Source organism: Scytonema hofmannii PCC 7110 (assembly GCF_000346485.2).
In the GTDB taxonomy this organism is placed as follows: Bacteria; Cyanobacteriota; Cyanobacteriia; order Cyanobacteriales; family Nostocaceae; genus Scytonema; species Scytonema hofmannii.
This window is the reverse complement of record NZ_KQ976354.1, coordinates 2,790,173-2,811,082: the sequence shown is the minus strand read 5'-3', so window position 1 is coordinate 2,811,082 and position 20,910 is coordinate 2,790,173. Positions and strand designations below refer to the sequence as shown.

Annotated in this window: 18 protein-coding genes; 11 read left to right on the top strand and 7 right to left on the bottom strand. The window is 40.8% G+C overall.

Going from position 1 to position 20,910, the window contains the following annotated elements; translation table 11 throughout:
* Positions 1-8 precede the first annotated feature (8 nt).
* Entirely contained in the window at positions 9-731 is a 723-nt protein-coding gene (locus tag WA1_RS12065) for a hypothetical protein (RefSeq protein ID WP_017749137.1), read from the top strand.
* Positions 732-742: 11 nt separating this feature from the next.
* Here WA1_RS12065 and WA1_RS12060 read toward each other — a convergent pair whose 3' ends face one another.
* The gene (locus WA1_RS12060) at positions 743-1,843 is read right to left on the bottom strand and encodes a hypothetical protein (protein WP_017749136.1); all 1,101 of its coding nucleotides are present in this window, start codon (positions 1,841-1,843) and stop codon (positions 743-745) included.
* A gap of 1,827 nt (positions 1,844-3,670) precedes the next feature.
* On the opposite strand from WA1_RS12060, the gene WA1_RS12055 reads away from it, so the two are divergent.
* From WA1_RS12055 to WA1_RS12045, 3 genes are read left to right on the top strand one after another with little or no spacing between them, the layout of a single operon-like run.
* The gene (locus tag WA1_RS12055; protein ID WP_017749135.1) at positions 3,671-5,119 is read left to right on the top strand and encodes a glycoside hydrolase 100 family protein; all 1,449 of its coding nucleotides are present in this window, start codon (positions 3,671-3,673) and stop codon (positions 5,117-5,119) included.
* A 56-nt stretch (positions 5,120-5,175) separates the two neighbouring features.
* Positions 5,176-6,582: a 16S rRNA (cytosine(967)-C(5))-methyltransferase gene (locus tag WA1_RS12050; RefSeq protein ID WP_017749134.1), complete on the top strand. Its 1,407-nt coding sequence runs from the start codon at positions 5,176-5,178 to the stop codon at positions 6,580-6,582.
* 38 nt (positions 6,583-6,620) lie between these two features.
* Entirely contained in the window at positions 6,621-7,046 is a 426-nt protein-coding gene (locus WA1_RS12045) for a tellurite resistance TerB family protein (protein ID WP_017749133.1), read from the top strand.
* A 96-nt stretch (positions 7,047-7,142) separates the two neighbouring features.
* Here the strand turns inward: WA1_RS12045 and psb35 are convergent, their stop codons facing one another.
* A complete protein-coding gene (gene psb35, locus WA1_RS12040; RefSeq protein ID WP_017749132.1) occupies positions 7,143-7,364 on the bottom strand; it encodes a photosystem II assembly protein Psb35 in 222 nt (73 codons plus the stop codon).
* 497 nt (positions 7,365-7,861) lie between these two features.
* On the opposite strand from psb35, the gene WA1_RS12035 reads away from it, so the two are divergent.
* From WA1_RS12035 to WA1_RS12025, 3 genes are all read left to right on the top strand, one after another.
* A complete protein-coding gene (locus tag WA1_RS12035; RefSeq protein ID WP_017749131.1) occupies positions 7,862-8,074 on the top strand; it encodes a hypothetical protein in 213 nt (70 codons plus the stop codon).
* Entirely contained in the window at positions 8,074-8,523 is a 450-nt protein-coding gene (locus WA1_RS12030; protein ID WP_017749130.1) for a type II toxin-antitoxin system VapC family toxin, read from the top strand. The genes WA1_RS12035 and WA1_RS12030 overlap by 1 nt, the downstream gene beginning before the upstream one ends.
* A gap of 136 nt (positions 8,524-8,659) precedes the next feature.
* Positions 8,660-9,388 carry an FkbM family methyltransferase gene (locus WA1_RS12025; RefSeq protein ID WP_017749129.1) on the top strand — a complete coding sequence of 243 codons (729 nt, stop codon included), beginning with the start codon at positions 8,660-8,662 and terminating at the stop codon, positions 9,386-9,388.
* A gap of 121 nt (positions 9,389-9,509) precedes the next feature.
* Here the strand turns inward: WA1_RS12025 and WA1_RS12020 are convergent, their stop codons facing one another.
* Positions 9,510-11,990, bottom strand: a complete 2,481-nt coding sequence (locus tag WA1_RS12020) for a transglycosylase domain-containing protein (protein ID WP_017749128.1) — start codon at positions 11,988-11,990, stop codon at positions 9,510-9,512.
* A 170-nt stretch (positions 11,991-12,160) separates the two neighbouring features.
* Here WA1_RS12020 and folK point away from each other — a divergent pair, with 170 nt between their 5' ends.
* Positions 12,161-12,646: a 2-amino-4-hydroxy-6-hydroxymethyldihydropteridine diphosphokinase gene (folK, locus tag WA1_RS12015; protein WP_017749127.1), complete on the top strand. Its 486-nt coding sequence runs from the start codon at positions 12,161-12,163 to the stop codon at positions 12,644-12,646.
* Between the two features lie 84 nt (positions 12,647-12,730).
* Positions 12,731-13,282: an NUDIX hydrolase gene (locus WA1_RS12010; RefSeq protein ID WP_017749126.1), complete on the top strand. Its 552-nt coding sequence runs from the start codon at positions 12,731-12,733 to the stop codon at positions 13,280-13,282.
* A gap of 147 nt (positions 13,283-13,429) precedes the next feature.
* Here WA1_RS12010 and WA1_RS12005 read toward each other — a convergent pair whose 3' ends face one another.
* Complete coding sequence (locus WA1_RS12005; protein WP_017749125.1) at positions 13,430-13,639, bottom strand: TOBE domain-containing protein; 210 nt, start codon at positions 13,637-13,639, stop codon at positions 13,430-13,432.
* 89 nt (positions 13,640-13,728) lie between these two features.
* Positions 13,729-14,181, bottom strand: a complete 453-nt coding sequence (locus tag WA1_RS12000; RefSeq protein ID WP_017749124.1) for a nitrate reductase associated protein — start codon at positions 14,179-14,181, stop codon at positions 13,729-13,731.
* 88 nt (positions 14,182-14,269) lie between these two features.
* Between WA1_RS12000 and WA1_RS11995 the strand changes: the two genes are divergently transcribed.
* Complete coding sequence (locus WA1_RS11995) at positions 14,270-15,601, top strand: YARHG domain-containing protein (RefSeq protein WP_272819123.1); 1,332 nt, start codon at positions 14,270-14,272, stop codon at positions 15,599-15,601.
* Between the two features lie 192 nt (positions 15,602-15,793).
* On the opposite strand, the gene WA1_RS11990 is transcribed toward WA1_RS11995, so the two are convergent.
* Entirely contained in the window at positions 15,794-16,501 is a 708-nt protein-coding gene (locus tag WA1_RS11990; RefSeq protein WP_017749122.1) for an SgcJ/EcaC family oxidoreductase, read from the bottom strand.
* A gap of 1,471 nt (positions 16,502-17,972) precedes the next feature.
* Positions 17,973-19,205, bottom strand: coding sequence for an alpha/beta hydrolase (locus WA1_RS11985; protein ID WP_017749121.1), 1,233 nt, complete (start codon positions 19,203-19,205; stop codon positions 17,973-17,975).
* Positions 19,206-19,312: 107 nt separating this feature from the next.
* Between WA1_RS11985 and WA1_RS11980 the strand changes: the two genes are divergently transcribed.
* On the top strand, positions 19,313-20,863 hold the full coding sequence (locus tag WA1_RS11980; RefSeq protein WP_017749120.1) for a serine/threonine-protein kinase: 1,551 nt from the start codon (positions 19,313-19,315) through the stop codon (positions 20,861-20,863).
* Positions 20,864-20,910: the final 47 nt, after the last annotated feature.

Sequence of the window (20,910 nt, the reverse complement as noted above, 5' to 3'; positions counted from 1 at the left end):
GTAGTTAGATGCCTGACCTAACAAACTTTACATTTACAGATATGGTGGAATTTGGATTGGATCTATGCCAGCTCGGCTTGGGGGTGGAAAGTATGGAGTCTGCCAGTAACAGAATTGTTAAGTATTTCTACGAATATCTGATTGACAAGCAAACTAGTACTCCTGTTTGCGCCCTCATTCGCTGCTTTAAAACCCATTCTTTTCAGGATCTTGATGCGAAACTGAGCGAGTCTGTCCGTAACGTGTTGGGTTATACTCCATCTGATACCATGAAGTGTTTGACTATGTTGGCAACAGTTGGTGACAAACCGGAATGGAATTCAAGGTACAGATCCGTTGGACATCAAATTATCCCCTTGGTAAGCGAAGATGTAGTTGCACAGTTTCCGATGATTTCACAACTGCTCAAACAGTTTGGCTTGGATGTCAGTATGATCGTCAATTCCGATCGCCAACTTATGGTAGGTTCTGAGGAAAAAAAACTTAACGTATTTTATGTGCCTGTAGCAAAAGGCAGTCCCTACATTCCGGCCCAGGAGTCATTTGTGATTCCATTTAACATCAAGTCTGTACTGGGTTTTGGTGGTCTGTTGCCTTCGGGTAATCTGTTTGTGATTATCATGTTCTCGAAAGTTTTTATTCCCCGTAACACTGCTGAAATCTTCAAATCTCTAGCGCCGAGTGTGAGATCGACCTTGTTGCGCTTTGATGGAAAAACTATCTTTTCTTAGTGCGGTAGCGTTCAGTTGGATACTGGGGAATCAGCTGCGTCAACTTCTATTGCCAATGGAAAACGCAAACGCTCGCGTTCCTCAAAAAATATTTGCTGCAGTGCTTGAGTGTAAGGTCTTAGGATATCTCTTTGTTCTGGCTGAATACGGCTGGCAATTTCTTCTCCCAGAATTTGACACCATTGTTCTGTCAACTCCCAGGGAATTTCTACACCTTGAACAACCATCACGCATAAAGGAAGGAGTTCATGTTTCATCGGTGCAACACTTCTTTCTAACAAACACAGCCAGAGGTAGGCTTGGAACATATTCATGTCGCGAAGACAGGAGTGCGTAATTCCTGGATGTGTTAACGCACCCCTACGGCTTTGATAGTTAGGCAATAATTCAGTTAGTCGGCGGTAAACAGTTCGAGCCACGTTCTCAGATTCAGGTAGCATTTGTTCAACAAGTGCTATCATCGGTGAGTTTTGCTCGTGTTGGGCTGCAGAATTACAAACTCTTTGCCAAGGCATTGCAACTTGTTCTTCAACAAACTTGAGGTAGGGAGTCAGCAGAACTTTTTCGGCTGGTGCAAGTCTTTTTAAGATTAACTGGTTGCTGAAGTTCAACTGCGAAGTCATAAAACCAAGCGCACGCCAGTCTTTGGATATTACATGTTGTTCCTGAAAGACCATTAATATTGGTTCTAGTTCGTATAATAACTGTTCCAGTTCTGCTATTCCCCATATGGGTAGAGAGGTTTTCTGTTCTGCTGTATGTACAGTCTCATCTATAGAATGTTGTTGATAAACCTCTAGTAATTTCCGGTATACGCGAAAGGCAAATTGAGTTATTCGCCTCGCTTCATTTAAATCCAGAATGTTAGGAATATAACCATAAAGATCTTTTGTTTGAATCCATGCCATTTGGCAGTTGACATCTAATACTGTATCCTTTAGCTTTGCGGCTGTAATGGCTCTACCTTTTAATGAATTAGCTTTTAATAAATCATCATAAGCTAGTGTATTTGTTATGGATAGAGAAAATTTATGAAGTGTAAAACGCTGCAACCACAGGTTGAGTAAATTTTCTACAGAGTAAGTTTTTTCAGCCAGAGAAGTTTTTAACATGGATTTGACTTTTGCAATCTTTTTGTGAATTTGACAAATCGAACTGCTATGGTTTTATACATTTTTAAGTAAGTTAGCGCAAACAAGCGTTACTGGTTCGTAGTTGCGCTGTCTTCGCGATCGGCGCAACTACGAATCGAATATAGAGATTTTACATTTCATTACATAGTTGTATGTTTTCTTGCCAACCTACTTATCACACATTTTAATGTAATAAATACAAATGTAGGTTAGTTAAGTTAATTCATTCTAAAAAAATAAATTAATCTTCTTACTTTTACGACTTTTTTATAGAAGAATTCCTCTATATATAAGAATCATAAATGATTTATGCAAAAATTTCAGTATTGTAGGTAGGGCTATGCCGCACACAAGCTTTATAAATCAAATAAGAGTCCTATATACTGTTACTAATACAAATAATCTACACTCTCCATACCTAAGCTTTCGCTCGCTGTTGAGTGTAACAAAAATATTATTTATTCTACATATTAACCGAGAGTCTTATGACGCCTGGTTAAAGAACAAAAGGAAGATTTGAAAGTAAAATCGGACTTTAAATCTTCTTGATTGTGTAGATCTAAAAAATTTAATATCATATTCTACAAAAACTTTAACAGAAATCCGGAATATTTACTGGATTATGACTGAGGTATTACAGAGATCGTCAACTATACTCAATGTATAAATTTACTAGTAGACTACTGAGAATTGTTAAAAATTTATATTGTTGATATAGCCCAACAGGTGCATCTGGTGTAAAATCTGTGTAGTTAGCTACAGTTTTTATTCTCCATTACCAAAATGTTGCATAGCCAAAGTCGAAAGAGCGCTTGTACTACTTCTACCCAAACATTGGTTGGATAGCACAATTCACGATTTAGCTGTCGGCTTCAATATCACATTTTGTATTTAAGAAAAGCTGTACAATGGGTTTCTTCTATCTTTATGGTGGAAGAGATGAACTCCCATCGCAATATCTTTGAAAAGAACGATAAATATGTTTACCTGCTACCGAGCTTTGCAGGTAACATCTACACTCAAAACTGTGTTATCTTGTTTAACCTCCATCAATTGTTGTCATTATTGCAATTTTGCCTACAGATAACTGTTGGTGGGTTTTGCAGTTGTAGTTGAAGGAAAGCCTCAAAATTAACAGTGATGCTGAAGTATCAGCAAATCATCCACTGTTAGCAATGAACTTTTGACAGAAAAAACAGATCTCTGTTAACAAGTAATCTCCAATTAGGAAAGAAGCAGTTAGGCGAAAATAAATAGAACTATCTTAGTCCCTAAAATCCCTAATTCAAGATATTTGAGGTAAAATATGTATTTTTTTCAGCCCGAAGAGTTATGAACTTTAAAAATCATATTGCATCCTACAAAAATTCGTTATAGATTCTTATCTATAGGCATGGACATATTATTTCATTCTAGTTCTCAATAAACTTTATCTATTTAAGTAATTTTACTTAAATAAATACCCTAATTCATTCAATGATTGCATATCCTTTAAGGTATGTTTTTGTTAAGTAAAAAATGTTTCTAACGTTTGAACGTAACAATATATCATTGATAACTAAGTTTTCTGCGATCGTTTGATATGAAAAAACAGCTTTAACTAACAGGAAGCTTATTTAAAAAAGCAAAAAACTGTCAATTATACTGCCAAAAGAGCAGTAATTTAAGCTGTTACTGCTGCTATTAATCCTCAGCAGATTGTTGTATTTGCTATTGAAAAAATCATCATTGTTATGATCTAAATAGTAGTAGATACCATAATACCTCAAACTACTCATTTACTAAACCAACGGAGTTGTTCTCGCAATGTATTTAGATGACTTTGTTCCAATTGAAAACATAGAGAAAGAGGCTTGGAAAGCGTTAGAAAATTCCATTCTTTACTATAAAGGGCGTCCTGTAGGGACAGTAGCTGCCTACGATAGCTCAGTAGTAGCGTTAAATTATGACCAATGTTTTGTTCGCGATTTTGTCTCATCAGCTCTAATTTTTCTGACTAAAGGAAGAACAGATATTGTTCGTAATTTTTTAGAAGAAACTTTAAAGTTGCAGCCCAAGCAAAGGCAATTAAATGCTTATAAGCCTGGTCGGGGGCTGATGCCAGCTAGCTTCAAAGTTGTCTCTGAGGATGGAGAAGAATATTTAGAACCCGATTTTGGCGAACATGCTATTGCTCGAGTCACACCAGTAGATTCTTGCCTCTGGTGGGTGATTTTATTACGTGCTTATGTAGTGGCTACAAAAGATTTTTCTTTAGCTTATCAACCTGAATTTCAACACGGTATCCGGTTAATTATGGAACTGTGCTTGGCAACAAGGTTTGATATGTACCCAACCTTATTGGTTCCAGACGGTGCTTGTATGATAGACCGTCGTATGGGTATTTACGGTCATCCTTTGGAAATTCAGGCTTTATTTTTTGCTGCATTACGTTCAGCAAGAGAACTCCTGATTTGCCAAGGTAATGAAGATATTGTGGAAGCTATTGATAACCGCTTACCACTCTTACGCGCTCACATCCGCCAGCATTATTGGATGGATTTGACTTGCTTGAACAAAATTTATCGCTTCAAGAGTGAAGAGTACGGCAAAGGAGCAGTAAACCTCTTCAATATCTATGCTGATTCTCTGCCATACTATGAGTTGGACAAGTGGTTGCCAAGAAAAGGTGGTTATCTTGTTGGTAATGTTGGACCGTCTCAGCTAGATACTCGCTTCTTTACTCTAGGAAATTTAGTGGCTGTCATCTCAGATCTTGCGAGTGAAGAACAATCACAAGCCATCATGAATCTCTTCGACGAACGTTGGGAGGACTTAATAGGAGATATGCCGGTGAAAATTTGTTTCCCTGCTTTAAAAGACGAAGAGTATAAGATTGTGACTGGATGTGACCCCAAAAACATACCCTGGTCTTATCATAATGGCGGCAGTTGGCCTGTTTTATTATGGTTGTTATCAGCAGCATCTGTGAAAACAAATAGACCGGAACTCGCAAATAGAGCTCTTGAAATTGCACAAGCAAGGCTGCATTATGATGAATGGCCAGAGTATTATGACGGTAAGAAAGGTCGGCTAATTGGGAAACAAGCGAGAAAATATCAAACTTGGACAATTGCTGGATTCTTGCTTGCAAAAGAATTATTGCAAAATCCTACACTTTTACCACTTGTAACTTTTGAACCATTCTCTGTAGAACCTACTTCTAGAGCTTGTGAGTTTGAACTTGTTCAAGTTGATAGCATAATTCTTGGTTAGGGTTAAACTTTCTCTTGTAGGATGGGCTTCTAGCCTGTCCTATAATTCTAGTTCCCATGATTTCCCCACGTCAATTAGCATTTACTGCCCTGCGAGAGATTCATAAAGGGGCTTATGTTGATGTTGCTCTAGATCGCGCATTGCGAAAAGTTAATTTACTTGACGTAGATCGCCGTCTTGTAACGGAATTGGTGTACGGCTGCACGAGAAGACAGCGCACCCTTGATGCCATCATAGACCAACTTGGTAAAAAGAAATCCCACCAACAGCCAAAAGACCTCCGCACTATTCTGCATTTAGGTTTGTACCAATTACAGTATCAAGAACGGATTCCTGTGAGTGCAGCTGTCAATACCACAGTTGAGTTAGCCAAAGAAAACGGTTTTTCAGGTTTAACTGGTGTTGTTAACGGTTTACTGCGCCAGTATATCAGAATGAGTGGGGAAGAAAAGGAGGGGGGGAAAGGGAGAGAGGGGGAAAGGGGGGAGGATTTTCCAATCCCCAATCCAAAATCCAAAATCCAAAATCCAAAATCCAAAATAGAACGTTTGGGTATTTTACACAGCTTTCCTGACTGGATTGTTCAAGTGTGGGTAGAACAATTTGGTTTGGCTGAAACAGAGCAATTGTGTATGTGGATGAATAAAACTCCAGCAATTGATTTGAGGGTTAACTTGTTGCGGATTTCTATGGAAGAGGTGGAGGCGGGATTACAATCTGCTGGTGTTTCGTTTCAACACGTTCATCACTTACCTCAGGCTTTACGATTGTTGAGTAACGCTGGTCTTATTCAAAATCTACCCGGTTATAACCAAGGTTGGTGGACTGTACAAGATAGTAGCGCCCAACTCGTCAGTCATTTACTTGACCCTCAACCTGGTGAGACAATTATTGATGTTTGTGCTGCACCTGGTGGTAAAACAACCCACATGGCAGAGTTGATGGGGGATAAGGGGAAAATTTTTGCTTGCGATCTCACTCCCTCTCGTCTGAAAAAACTTAAAGAAAATATTCAACGCCTTTGTTTACAATCTATTCAAATTCTTATTGGTGACAGCACCCGTAACTTTGCTGAGTTTCAAAACACCGCTCATCGGGTACTTCTAGATGCACCCTGTTCTGGCTTGGGAACACTGCACCGCCATGCTGATGCTCGTTGGCGGCAAATACCGGAAACTGTCGAAGAACTTTCCGTGCTGCAAAAACAACTTTTAGCACATTGCTCTACTTTTGTCAAGCCAGATGGGGTACTTGTTTACTCAACTTGTACGCTGCATCCTAAAGAAAATGAAAATATTATTGAGTCATTTCTCGCAGATTATCCAAATTGGGAAATTGAACCCCCTGGTATTGATTCACTCGCCCGTCCTTACTCGACTCCAAAGGGTTGGATTAAAGTTTTACCCCACCAACAAGATATGGATGGCTTTTTTATGGTGCGCTTAAGAAAAATCAGGAATTAAGAGAGAATATGTAAATTGAACTACCGGAGGATTTACCCATGGTTGGTGATTCTAGTAGCGTGAAAAACTTGGTCAAAATCCTGATTGGGGCGGCTTGGATTGATGGCAAAATCCAACCAGAAGAGAGGCTATATCTTCGTAAAGTGGCTCAAGAGAAAGGAGTTGCTGACGATCCAGAAATTCAACCTTGGTTATACGAGTTGGTCTCCGTGCAACCAGAACAGTTTTATGATTGGTTGAAGGAGTATTTGGGAGAGCGTCCCACTCAAGAAGAATGCCAAAACTTGATTGAGGCGATCGGCGGATTGATTTACAGTGATGGTGAAGTCGCAACAGAAGAAGCAAAACTGTTGACAAAATTACAAGAACTATCCGACACCAACGATTCAACTCAGCACGGGTATCATAATGTTCTTAAACAAATTCAGAAACTTTACCGCCGTTGGGTTGATGTTCAAAATTGAAGATTGAGCATTGGTCACTGGTCACTGGTCACTGGTCACTGGTCACTGGTCACTGGTCACTGGTCAAATGACCAATGACCAATGACAAATGATTGACTATACACCAGGTGTTGGGTCTTTATCTACCTTAGGTACAAAGTCTGGACGATCTTTGCTTTCCCAACCAACAGGACGCTTGGAGTTATACCAAGCAATTGAACCAATTGTCACAGCAGCAATAAAGCCAATTACGTAGACTGCTGTAAAAGCCCAAGGAAACTGATATGGGTCTTTTGCTTCTGCTGCTGCTTGAGCTGCTGTTTCTAATAAAAAGTACATGGGTAGACCCTCCTTAATGTAGGCAACACTACTTATTACTACCTTATATGAAGAGCGTATCATTAACGTCTACTCTGTAGAACTCATCCAAAGTCGTACATTCGGGAGTGGGGAGTGGGGAGTCGGGAATAGGGAGTAGAAAGTGGAGACCGTAAGGTTTTGTCTGTATAGCCGCGATTCTGAACTTATCCAAAAAAAAGTATAAATTCATACTGTTTTCAATGTTCTCTAACCGTGCTGTTTTTTATGCTTTTTATAATCTTTTTAAGAGGATGTTTGAAAAGTGGTTGACTGTCATTTTCATCACATTACTACCCCCCTTAGTCCCCCCGATGTATTGGGGGGAAATTAAGAGAAATCCAGTTCCCTCCCCAATCCATCGGTACGGGTTAGGGTGGGGTAAAAATTATTTGATACATCAATCATGACTTTTCAAACATCCTCTAAGATAATAGAAGACAAATAGAGGTGCAAAAAAAACTTTTAAGGAGTTTGGTATGACCGATCGCCAAGTTTCAGAAATGACAATTGAGACGCTTAAGGAATTTGTCCGTGAGATTGTTGATGAACAGCTAAAGCGGAGACAGCACTTCAGACAAGATGAACGCTCTGTCGAAGAAGTCTTAACAACGATGGATCGTATTCGTTGGACACCACCACCTGGTTCACCCACAACTCTGGAACTGTTGCGAGAGGCTCGCGAACAATAATGGCTGCTTATGTTGTTGATGCTAGTGTAGTCATTCAGTACGCAATTGTCCAAGAGCAAACACCAGAAGCCAGGAGTTTAGTAGCTCGAATGTATGAAGTAGACAAGCTGCATATTCCTGAGTTTTGTTTGTTGGAATGTACTAACGTTGTTTGGAAACAAGTTCGGTTTTATGGATTGCCTCCAACAAATGCAGAACAAATTATTCAGGAATTATTACGTTTACCGTTTCAAGTCGAATCGGTTAGTCATCTTTTGCCAAGTGCGTTGCAGATTGGTTTAGCTTATCAACTTGCAGTCTACGACTCGTTGTATGTTGCACTGGCGCAGCACTTAAGTTTACCAGTGGTTACAGTTGACGATCGCCAATCCGTTGCAGCATCAGAAAGCAGTGTTGTCGTTAAGCCAATCGGTGATTTTTCTACTAGTCCATCTTCAGACAAGGGATAAGGGGCTATAGGTAATCTTCTGGCGGTTCGGGAGTAATTCCCTCTCGACTTGAATTTTGCTAGTATACTAAGAACCAAAAGCTTGTCTGGTATTTGAGTAAGCTTGGCTTTTCAAAAATCAAATAGGGAGGCTACATATGGTTTTCAACAGGATTAAAACATACTTTCAACAATTCAGAATCCTAAAAGCTACTCGGTTGCTATCTGTTGATGCTGTTCGTAAATGGCTCGATCCTTGTGCCACATTTAGCTATTCTCAGACAGGAGAGGATCGAATAATAGATGCAATAATAGGAAGAGTTTCAGAAGGTTATTATGTGGATGTAGGATGTCATCATCCTCAAATATTATCTAACACATTTGCATTCTATAAAAAAGGCTGGAAAGGAATTAATATAGATGCAAATGAAAAGCTAATTCAGGAATATCAAAACTGGAGACCAAGAGATATCAGTCTTTGTGCTGTTATATCCAATAAAAAACAGGAAGTTGTTTTTACCGAGTTCGACGATCCTGCTGTCTCCTCACTATCGATGGAGCATATAGATGAATGGAGTAACCATAGAAAAATTATCAACAAAAGAAATGTCACTACTTCTACTCTACAGGATATTTTAGAAGAGCATATGGCTCCAGGTAACTTTGATTTACTTTCTATTGATGTAGAGGGGCATGATTATGAAGTATTATCTTCGCTGAATCTTAATATCTACAGACCTAAACTCATTGTGATTGAGATGCACAAATTTAATATCGTGAATCCTGGTTCCAGTGAAATCTATGAGTACCTGAAAGTACATAACTACAATATGATAGGCTATGTTATCATGAATGGTTACTTTCTAGATGCTTTAATAAAAGCTTAATGCTCAAATTGAGAATTCCAATCATAGGTTGAAATCAATGCCAGTGTGGTAATTCACTACGCGCTCGTTCAAGTTCAAACACCAGAAGCCGGGAGGTAGGGAGAAAATTCTCCCTTGTCCCCTAAGGTACTGTCTCCGAAGCAGGAGGTGTTGTGGGTCTAAGTCGTTCTCTCCAAGAACGTTTTGGAGATGCAGACTCTGAAGAATTACCACCGGGGGCGTACCGTCGGCGAATTCTTGGAGATGAATCAGAATCGCCTCCCCTGTATCGCCGTTGTGAACCTGACTCGCCAGATTCTGATTGTTCTATACGGTAGCGTCGGCGATAACGCCTTCTGGATGTGCTTGTTTCCTCGTCTTGCTGGTTATAACGCCTACTGCGTCTTGAGTTGTACTCTTGTGGTTGCTGCTCCTCTTGATAATAACGTCTCCTATATCTGCGTCTTCTAGAGGTTCGCTCTTGTCCGCTATCATCTGAGTCAACTTCTCGATCGCGCCTGTAAGACTTGCGAGAATTATCCTCATCATTGTTATTGTAGTAAGCTGCGGAACGATTCACGATTCGTCTGGACTTAATAGCCTGTGCCTTAATAGTGCCTTTTCGACCTGCTAGCTTGGGTATTTCGGGAAACTTCTCAACAGGTATTTTATTTACCACCTGTTCCATAAATTCATGCCAGGTGTAAGCAGCGCTTCCACTACTACCCCAGGTTGGTTTGTTATCGTCATTACCCAACCAAACACCGGTCACAACTTGGGGAATATAACCAATAAACCACAAATCGCGGGCTTCATCTGTAGTGCCGGTCTTTCCTGCAACAGGTCTACCTATTTGGGCGGCTCGACCAGTACCGTAATCCACAACATTACGCAGCATCCATGTCATAATAGCTGCACTGTCAGCATCCAAAGCACGTTCTGCTTTAAAGTTTGGAGACCAAATTACCTTTCCTTTACGGTCAAGAATTCGAGTAATACCATGGGGTTCTACGTGTAAACCTTTGGTAGCAAAAGTCCCATAGGCACTCGTCAATTCCAAGAGATTCACTTCTGAAGACCCAAGTGCCAAGGAATACATTGGCTTGAGTTCCGATTTTATCCCCATTTTATGGGCTATTCGGATGGTTGGTTCAAATCCGACTTTCATCATGACTCTCACCGCAACAATATTAACTGATTTGGTGAGAGCATCTTTCATGCTCATCCAACCTCGATAACCCTCATCGAAGTTTTTTGGTTCGTAACCATCTACTATTAAAGGTGAATCTAAGTAACCATCGGTGGGATTAAAGCCTGCAGCGATCGCACTAGCATAGACAAACCCTTTGAATGTGGAACCGGGCTGACGCTGTGCTTGAGTGACTCGGTTAAACTGGTTTTTATTAAAGTCTTTTCCCCCAACCATGGCTTTAATTTGACCATTGCGGGGGTTAATCGCAACTAAAGCGGCTTGTTTAAAGTTTTCCCAACGCCCTTGATTTCTTAAGGTTTTAGCTACAGCTTTTTCCGCCGCCTCTTGCCATTTTAGGTCTAAGCTAGTTTCTACTGTTAAGCCACCGGCTTTCAAAACTTCAGGGGAAACGTATTTGGGTATCTCTTTTTGTACATAGCTGATAAAGTAGGGAGATTCTACTTGCCATCGCCTGGGGGAGTTTGCTTTTAAGTTGATTGGTTCTGCGGTGGCTGCTTGAAGTTCTGCGGCTGTAATAAATCCTTCTTCTTGCATCCGTTGCAACACTATATTCCGCCGTTGTTGTGCTGCAGTACGATTGACTTTGGGCGAAAAATTATTTGGGGCGGGAGGCAATGCTGCGATTGTTGCCATCTCCCCTAAGGTCAGTTTACTGACTGGTTTACTATAATACACCCAGGCTGCATCTGCTACACCGTATGCTCCAGAACCCAAATAAACCAAATTCAGGTATCGCTCTAAAATTGCGTCTTTTTTCAATTCTTCTTCCATTTTTTGAGCGAGACGCGCTTCTTTCAGTTTGCGCCAAACTGTACGCTCTTGTTTGAGGAAGAGAATTCTGGCAAGTTGCTGCGTGATAGTGCTACCACCTTCTACCACGTTTTGCGATCGCAGGTTATTTAATATGGCTCTTGCGATTCCCTGAGCATCGACACCATTATGTTGGGTAAACCGTCTATCTTCTGAAGCAATAAAAGCTTTTTGCAGCTTATCTGGTATTTCTTCTAGCTTTAACTGTTCTCTGGTTGCTTCTCCTTGCTGTTGTAAAATTGTGCCGTTAGCAGCTTTAATAGTGAGTGTCTGTTCTCTGACAACCGCGTTTAATTCGGCTTTGTCAGGTAGAGAACGGTCTATTGCCGACACACCATAACTAACAGCAATAATTCCACCGCTTAGACCTAAGCCCGCCCAAAACCAGTATCGACGAAAAATTGGTTTATGACCTCCGGGTAATTTGGCAATCATCCCCTTCAGTAATTTACTCAGATTTTCCAAGGGGCTTGGTGATGTTTTTATCTGAGTTGAACCCGTGTTTTCGTCCTGGGAATTTGGCTGCGGTTCAGGTTTCTCCCCATCAGATTCACTCGACTTTATTTGTCGGTCTTTGAACCAGGAGGTAAACTTTACCACGTTAATCCCTCTCTTCAAGCAGTTGCAATGCGATCGCCATGAAAAACTTTGTCTAATTTTTGAGCCACAACCGTGTTAGTATAACATCCACAAAAGAATAAACTGTATCTCTATAAAACAAACTTTATCGATAATTTTTACTTATTATTTTTCAATTGGCAAGTGGGTTCATGAAAAGTAGTGCGATCGCCTTGGGTAGTAACATTGGTGATTCTCTGGCAATTTTAGAAGCCGCCATAGAAATCCTAGCCCAGACGCCGGGTATTGTCTTACAGGCAAAATCCAGTTGGTACAGAACCAAAGCTGTAGGACCGCCACAACCAGATTACATCAACGGCTCTGCTATCCTGCAAGTAGACATGATACCAGAACAACTGCTTGAAACTTTACTAAAAGTTGAAAATCAATTTGGACGAGTGCGACGGGAACGATGCGGACCCCGCACGTTAGATTTGGATTTGTTGTTATACGATCGCTTAATCTTACAAACTCCAAACCTCCAAGTACCCCATCCTCGAATGCAGCAACGAGCATTTGTGTTAGTTCCTCTAGCCGAAATCGCTTCAGATTGGGTAGAGCCAATTTCCGGACGGAGGATTAAAGAGCTGGTTAAAGATGTAGACTGTACAGAAGTAGAACTCTTGGTGGGCAATTAATTTTACAACAACAAGGGCAGAAAACGCTATTTTCACATCCACCGAAAGTACTAATCTGTATGCTTTTTAACCATAAAACAAAGTATGCCATTAGGTAGAGAATTACCCCAACTGCTAAAGCAGCGCTTGTTCTATAAGGGACGCAAGTTTGATTTTGAAGTCAATCGCTTGCGTTTACCCAACAAATCTGAAGGAGAATGGGAGTGCATCCGTCACCCAGGTGGTGCTTTAGTGATACCTGTGACTCCAGAAGGTAAACTTTTACTTGTGCGTCAGTATCGTTTTGCAGCACAAGGAAGAATATTTGAGTTTCCTGCAGGAACTGTGGAATATGGAGAAGATCCCCTAGAGACCGTTCAGCGTGAAATCCAGGAAGAAACAGGTTTTCGCGCTCACAAGTGGCAAAAATTAGGTGAGTTTTTCCTAGCCCCTGGTTATTCTAGCGAAATTATTTATGCTTTCCTCGCACAAGATTTGGAAAAACTAGACGAACCACCACCACAAGACGAAGACGAGGATATGGAAACAGTTTTCTTTACTCCTGAAGAGTTGGAGAAAGCGATCAAAGAAGGTGAACAGGTAGACGCTAAATCAATTACTAGCTTTTTTCTTGCTCGTCCTTTCTTAAATCAGTAAATCAAAGTTAGATCCCCGACCTCTGTAAGAATACATCTGGTCATTCGGGGATCATACCTCTCACCTCGTTCCCAGGCTCCGTCTGGGAATGCCTTCTTTGGAAGTCCTGTATTTAGCAACGATAAATTATCGAGCTAGCTAAAACTCTTAATCAATAGCAACCATGACATCTGATGATTTAATGATGGCGTATGCCTGTTTTCCTTCTGTAAGTTGAAGCTTCTCGGCTGAAGATTTAGTGATAATTGAAATTACCTCAACACCAGGAGCGATTTCCAAGGTAACCTCGGTATTAACTGCTCCATCTATAACTTTTTTTACTGTTGCTTTAAGTGAGTTGCGCGCGCTGACTTGCATTTTCAGTGATGTTCCCTGTATCAATTTAACTCGATCATCCTAACAGATTCTGTCTTTCATCTTGAAGTTTTTATATTTTTTTAAGAATTTCAGACTACGTGAAATTCCTTAAGAGCAGGTAAGAAATTTTTATTTTCGTGACTGGAACGACTGAGTTTAATAAGTGCAAATCGCTGTACGGGAAGTAAGTTTGACCATTGATTTGGAGTCATTTCGATACCAAACTCCTGTGCTTTGCTCGTGACACTGTTAGGTATATTTTGTTCATCCAGCCAGAGGGGGGCTTCCTCAACTGGTAAATCCGTAGCTGACTCGCCAGTATGCTGTTGCACTAATTGGCGTAAAAATTCTCGGTACTCTTGAATAGTTTCTTCTGTATTGCAGGGTCGTTCTACAAGGGCAAGACGTTCTTTTTCACTGAATTGATTCCACTGATTGAGCTTCAGTTTGATGCCACAAGTGTCCAACTTCAAGCGCACCTGCATGGGAATACAGCGCAGTGACTCAACAAAATCAGCTTCAAATTCAAAGAAATGGGTCATACGGGGATTTTGGATTTTGGATTTTGGATTTTGGATTGGGGTATATCAATTAAAAACAGAAGGTTATAGATAGTATAGAGCAAGGTAAGTGACTGGTCACTGGTCACTGGTCACTGGTCACTGTGGTACACCAGGATATATGCCCAGCGAACAAGCAATGGGTAGACCCGTTTATGCAAGCGATCTTTATAGCTTGGGGCTGACTGCTATCTATCTCTTAACAGGGAAATCACCACAAGAGTTAGAAACACATCCAAGTACTGGAGAAATTGTTTGGCACTCTCATGCTATGAATGTTAGCGCAACAATAGCAGCAGTACTCAATCGGGCGATCGCATACCATCCACGAGATCGATTTTCCAGTGCAAGGGAAATGCTGCAAGCTTTGCAGACTGGCAGTTTATTGATTCCTCCTACTGCTCCTATGACACAACCACCATCTTTCACTTCTCCGTTGCCAACAAAACCTCAAGAAACTCTTCCGTTCAACCCAGGAGCGTCTGGGCGTCAAACTTTTCTTCAAAATAGAGGGCAAAGAGGAATACTTGCTTTTGGAATCATTGCGGCTGCTGGTTTGATAGGAGCCTCTGTCATTATTGGTCTTGTGTTAACAAGAAATCCTCAATCTGTAGAACAGCAAAGAGCTTCATCGGGAATGCCTTCTGAAGCACCTTCACATATTTCTCTCTCACCTAAATCTCAAGTTACAGAAAATCCGAGTTCCGACTCATCTAAAGAGATCGCTCCTGCACCGAAAAATAGACAAATACCTACACAACAAAATGTAAATAAAGTTAATTTTCCTAATGCTTTTTATTTTCTTGCCGATTCTGCCTATCCAAATTCACAGACTGCTCTTATGCAAGTTAAAGCTCTACAAGCAGTTGGTTATCCTCAAGCGGGAATGTTTCGGATTCCAGAGTATCCCAATTTGTCAGGTAAGGAGTTATTTGAAGTTTATGTAGCTAGATTTAGCGATCGCAACAATTGCATTGACTTGTTAAGAGCTTACGGAAAAAATAATTCCAATGCTTATTGTGCGTTTGCCAGTAAAGATCCAAATGCATCACCTGAACGGCTATTTTTTCAAGAAATTTCTACATCATCTTCGTCAGCATTTCGAGATGCGATCCCAACGAGAAACGATTATTCCTGGCTTTCTCAAAGAGAAGTGACAGATGCAGACTTGGATGGTAAAGATGGTTTCGATCTAGATATTATGAGAAATGCAATTTTTGCCCGTCACGGTCGCCGTTTTAAGACAGCTGATTTACAAAAGTACTTTGATGGACAGCCCTGGTATCGCCCAAAATATGGACCAGATCAATTTCCTAATGAATTATTATCGGATTTAGAAAGGTGGAATGCAGAGTACATCAACAAATATCAAGATCGTTATAACCGAAGGTATTTTCGATAACTGTGAGCAGTAAGGTTGCAAAATCTGACTGTAACAGCGTCAAGCTTAAGCCACCTTCAAAACCAACCTTGAAATAGTATGGTTTTGGAGCAGCGGCTCTCGTGAGAGGGTCGCTGACTTGAATACGTTGCGGGTGAAGTCAGATTACCTGGAAGTTACTTTGAGATTTGACGATCGCTTAACGAGACTTCGTCAAATCTCAGGCATAGCAGAAGAATGGTGGTCAACAATTAGCCAGTCATTGCCATCGTGGTGATAGACGAACGAGTAACGTGCCACGACCTTTTCCGGCTTGTGATTCTTAATTAAATTAAAGCTGTAGACACCCGAGTTAATAGCAAAAAAGTTGTTAATGACGCGGATGTTTTGTTGAAGGATTGAACCTTTAGGCTCGTATTTGAGGAAATGCTTGAAGTAGTCTCTCATTTGTGAATGAGTGACCCGTACCTTATTAGACAACGTTGGCAGGAGCACACCATCTTTCGCATAGAGCTTGACTACTTCATCGGGATTTCCTGTTTGCAAAGCAGCATTCCATTTGTCAAAGAGCGCTGCAATCTCCTGCTCCTTAGTGTTTGTGGGATTACTTACATCAACCGAAAAGGTGTAACGAGTGTTGGAAGCGACATCCAAAGTTTTGGTCAACCTCACAGATCCACTACCAAGAGCATCTGTTAGAGACACATAACCAATATTCTCTCCATCTGGAGCTTTAACAAAGAAATTAGTTGCGGGTGGATTAAACACACTCACATCAGATTCAGTACCGGGGATCGAAGTTCGCTCGTTAGAGTCGCTCAGTTGCAAACCAGAAGGAGGTTCAACGGTTAAGGTGTTGTCTTCGATGATGGGATATTCAGAGATTGAGTTTTCAGCGCAAATGCTGTTTTTGTACGCCATATCTTCTCCAATTTAAGTTGAAAGAACAAAAAAATGCTTAAGTTGTGAGGCAATTGAAGCTATTGAATCAACAGCTACCAAGCGTTTTTCAACACTGTTGCTATCTAATTCATTGAGCTCAAACAGAACTTGAAGAACAAACTACTAGCTAATGGTAAAACACTCTATATTTAAGTCTGCTAAGTGCAGATTTTCATTATAACAGTGTAAAAATTAACAGTGCATTACCAAGAATCATAGAGAACGTAACCGTATTTAGAGGATGTTTTAAAAGGGTCTTTTGCTCTTGTAGTGAGCACAGCGAAGTATCTCAGTACATAGATGAAAGATCTATTTTTGCTGTAGTTGACCTAAGTCAGAACGGTAAAATTACACCTTCTAGGACTTGTAAAACATCCTTTTAAACGGGCTCAACAATCAACATATCATTACTATTAAATTAATGAAGCAAAAAAGTGAAAAAAAATCTTAAATCTTCCATGAATATTCTTCAAATAAAACTTACTTATTGCTACAACTAGTAAACTTAATACCATATTATTTCATCTGATTGACTTTATAAATAATCTCTAAAAGAAAAAACATAAAAGTAAGAAAAATCAGAAAAGTAAGAAAAGTATTGAATATTATAACCCTGTCTATTTTTAAATCCGTATTCTACAAATTGCATATACAAATTTTGCGGTTTATTTAACCTTTGTTATTGGAACTAGGAGAGTGGGCACTCAGCGATACAATGACAGAGTAACGACTAGACACAATGATACACGACTTAACTGAATACGTCTAGGCGTTGTGATGCTTCAGAAATAGTCACAACAAGACATAGAGTCAGCCCCAACCGATCTCAGTGAGTTGGGCTTACTGCTAGTTATTATAGTTATATATTATACATTCATTGGGCTAAATTAATGACTAGGTGTTTTCTAAAGTAAGATTTGTAGGAAGATTAAAGTCTTCTCATGAGATTTTTAGCTCCAGCAAGAAATAACTCAAGTAGTTATTTCTAAATAAGGCTTTTAGAAATAAGTAGTCGTTATGAACTGCGTACACCAGCAGATCTGAAAATTTCTCTTCCCCCCACTCCCCACTCCCCATTGCCCCTTATCCCCAGAGGGGCCCCGAGTTCCCCACTTCCTATTTTCAAGTTAGGTGTAAATAAGTAAGCTAAAAATAGTTATATGGTTATGCAGTTCACAATTTTATCCAACCCACTTTTAGCGTTTGATATCTAAATTTAGCATTGAGTTTAATTACTTACTCCACTTATCCAGAGCGTTTAGATAAAAAGCAGTTAGTATGGTAGTCTCATAAAGACGAAAATAATTGAGTGAATCGCAATTCAAGTTGACAAAAAAACTTTTTAAATTAGAGCTAAAAAATAAGCTTTAATGACTCTTCATAACGCTACGTCAAAATAATATGTGCGTGGGCTTCGTTTATTGCCGAGAATGAAAGCACCTCTTTGCAATTATTGGTTAAAAAATGCCCAAGCCAAAAACCTTTCAGTATAGTACAGTGCCAATTGATTGTTCACACCATTGAAAACAGCATCAAAAGCGTGTTCTGCCCAGGGAATTTCTAAGAAAACAGTAGTGGTCTTAGAGGTAAGTAAGCGTTGATACATCCGGCGTCCAAATTTGGCCTCCACTATGTGGTCGCGATCGCCATAAACTAAGAGTGTTGGTGGTAACGGACGTGTCACGTAATGAACTGGTGAAGCTATCTTATACTGTTGGGGAAGTTCTTGGAGTGAGCCACCTAAAAATGTTTCCAAAACCTGACGAACATTAATCGGATCGGGTGATGGTGGATCTTTGTATCCTTCAGCGAGGTTCACTGGACCATAATAGCTAATAACAGCGCGGAGTGGCGGTGCATCAGGTTGATAAGCGGCAAGCATTGCCAAGTGTGCGCCAGATGAACGCCCAAACAACACCATTCGTTCTACATCAGCTTCATACTCTACTGCGTGCGTGCGAATAAAATTGAGGGCTGCACGTACATCCTCTAATTGGGCGGGAAAGCGGTGTTGGGGTGCATGGCGGTAATCAATGGCAAATACTGTATATCCACGTGATGCCATGTATTGGTTGAATTCAGCATTTGCACTAGGACTACCCCTTTGCCACGCACCACCATAGATGACAACTAGTGCTGGATATTTACCCACCTTTAGGGGTTGGTAAACTTCCATACTTAGCGGGACTCCGTTAGGATTGGCAAAGCGGATACCTGTGTGATGGCGAGTTTCATCGCGATGAATCCCAAGAAAGGAATCTGTGAGGCTGAAGGGATGCGATAAGCCGGGTACGGCTTGCGCCAAGGGCGATCGCATTTTCGCCCTGATTTCTACGGGAATCTTTTCTAGATAATTTACACCTAAACCCAATGCGATCGCATTTGCCATCTGCATTTGAGTTTGTGGTATCGTCGCCAACTCCAATCCACAGATAAGCAATCCTATCGAGCTAACGATACAAGCTAGAGACTTGAGGCGGCGTTGGTAAATCCACAACCAAGCCAGCAAAAGAGCTATAGCATTTAATCCCAATAACCAAGGACAGACTTCAGGTGCGCCTACAGCCAAAGCCAGTAAAAGCATAGTCGGCGCAGGAAGGACAATCCAAGCACTTAAGAAAAGACCAGTACCACTTAAAAGCAGTGCTAGCGTTGATAAAAAGACTTGGCTAATTTTAGTCATTCTACGCTCATTGGTTGGCAGCATCAAAAACCGAGTAAAATATCAAACAATATATCTTAGCGTTGATCGGTCAACTGGTCACTGGTCACTGCTCACTGGTCACTGTTATGCTGCTTAACAACCGCTATCGAGTTCTTCGCACTTTGGGGAATGGAGGATTTGGTGAAACATTCTTGGCAGAAGATACCCAAATGCCCTCACAGCGCCGCTGTGTTATCAAACAACTGAAACCAATTCAGGATAATCCTCAAGTCTACGAACTAGTACAGCAGCGATTCCGGCGTGAAGCAGCAATTCTAGAAGACCTTGGAGATGGTAGCAGCCAAATTCCCCGCTTGTACGCTTACTTTTCAGAAAATGGTCAATTCTACTTAGTTCAAGAGTATATTGAAGGACAAACTCTGACAGCAAAGGTGCAACAACAGGGTCTGCTCAGTGAGAGTTCGGTCAAAGAAATTTTAACCAGTATTTTGCCAGTTCTGGAATTTGTTCACAATAAAGGCATTGTTCATCGCGACATCAAACCAGAGAATATTCTCATTCGTCATCGCGATGAGCAACCAGTTTTAATTGATTTTGGTGCAGTTAAAGAAACTGTAGGAACAGTCATGACACCTTCTGGCAATTCCACCAAATCAATTGTGATTGGTACGCCAGGATATATGCCTAGCGAGCAATCGGTTGGTCGTCCCATGTTTGCTAGCGATCTCTACAGTTTGGGGTTGACGGCAATTTATTTGCTGACAGGCAAATCTCCCCAAGAGTTAGGCACCGATCCCGCTACAGGTGCTGTATTATGGAGGCAATATGCTTTGAGTGTAACGCCAAGTTTCGCAGCAGTTCTGGAAAAAGCAATTCAATTTAGTACGCACGATCGCTTTACCACTGCTAGAGAAATGCTACAAGCTTTACAAACTGGGACAGTACCAGTTGCACCTACTGTTCCTTACATCCACCCACAAGTTCCTACTACACCCCCTAACCCTACACCTCAACACACCCTTCCTATTAGTCCGGCGCAATCCTCACAACCTTCCTCTCAAAGTAGCAGACCATCTAATTGGTTCGACGGCACGTTCATTGGTAGTTTATTGGCTGCTATTGGTGTGACTGTTGCCATTGGTACTGGTATCTTTGTGATTTTTAACTGGAAACAATCTCAACAACAGGTACAACAATCATCAACACAGCAAACCCAAACATCCATTCAACCGTCAGCAGAACCTTCTGAGGAACCTCAAGAAACCATACCATCCCAAGAAACGCAGGTTCCTGAGACAACTCCATCTCCTCAAGTTTCCGATTCATCATCGCCTTCAGTCGATCAACCATCACCAGAACAAGCAATTCAAAATTATTACTCAACAATTAATCGAGGTGAATATCAAACGGGATGGAATCAACTTTCTCCCACTTACCAAAACAATCAACGGCTTCACCCAAATGGTTATCTTTCCTACATTGATTGGTGGGGGGGACAGGTTCAACGTGTAGAACTCGAACAAGTCAGTTTAGTGGAAGCAGGTACGGAAACAGCAACAGTCAATGCTCAATTAAGGTACTTTATGAAAACGGGAAAAGTTGTTCCCAGTTCCGTGCGTTTTTTCCTTTTGTGGGATGCTCAGAACAGCAAATGGATTATAGCTGATGCAAGATAAAATTTTTTGCCTTGTTTAACAGTTTAAGCTACATTAGCAGCTTGCGT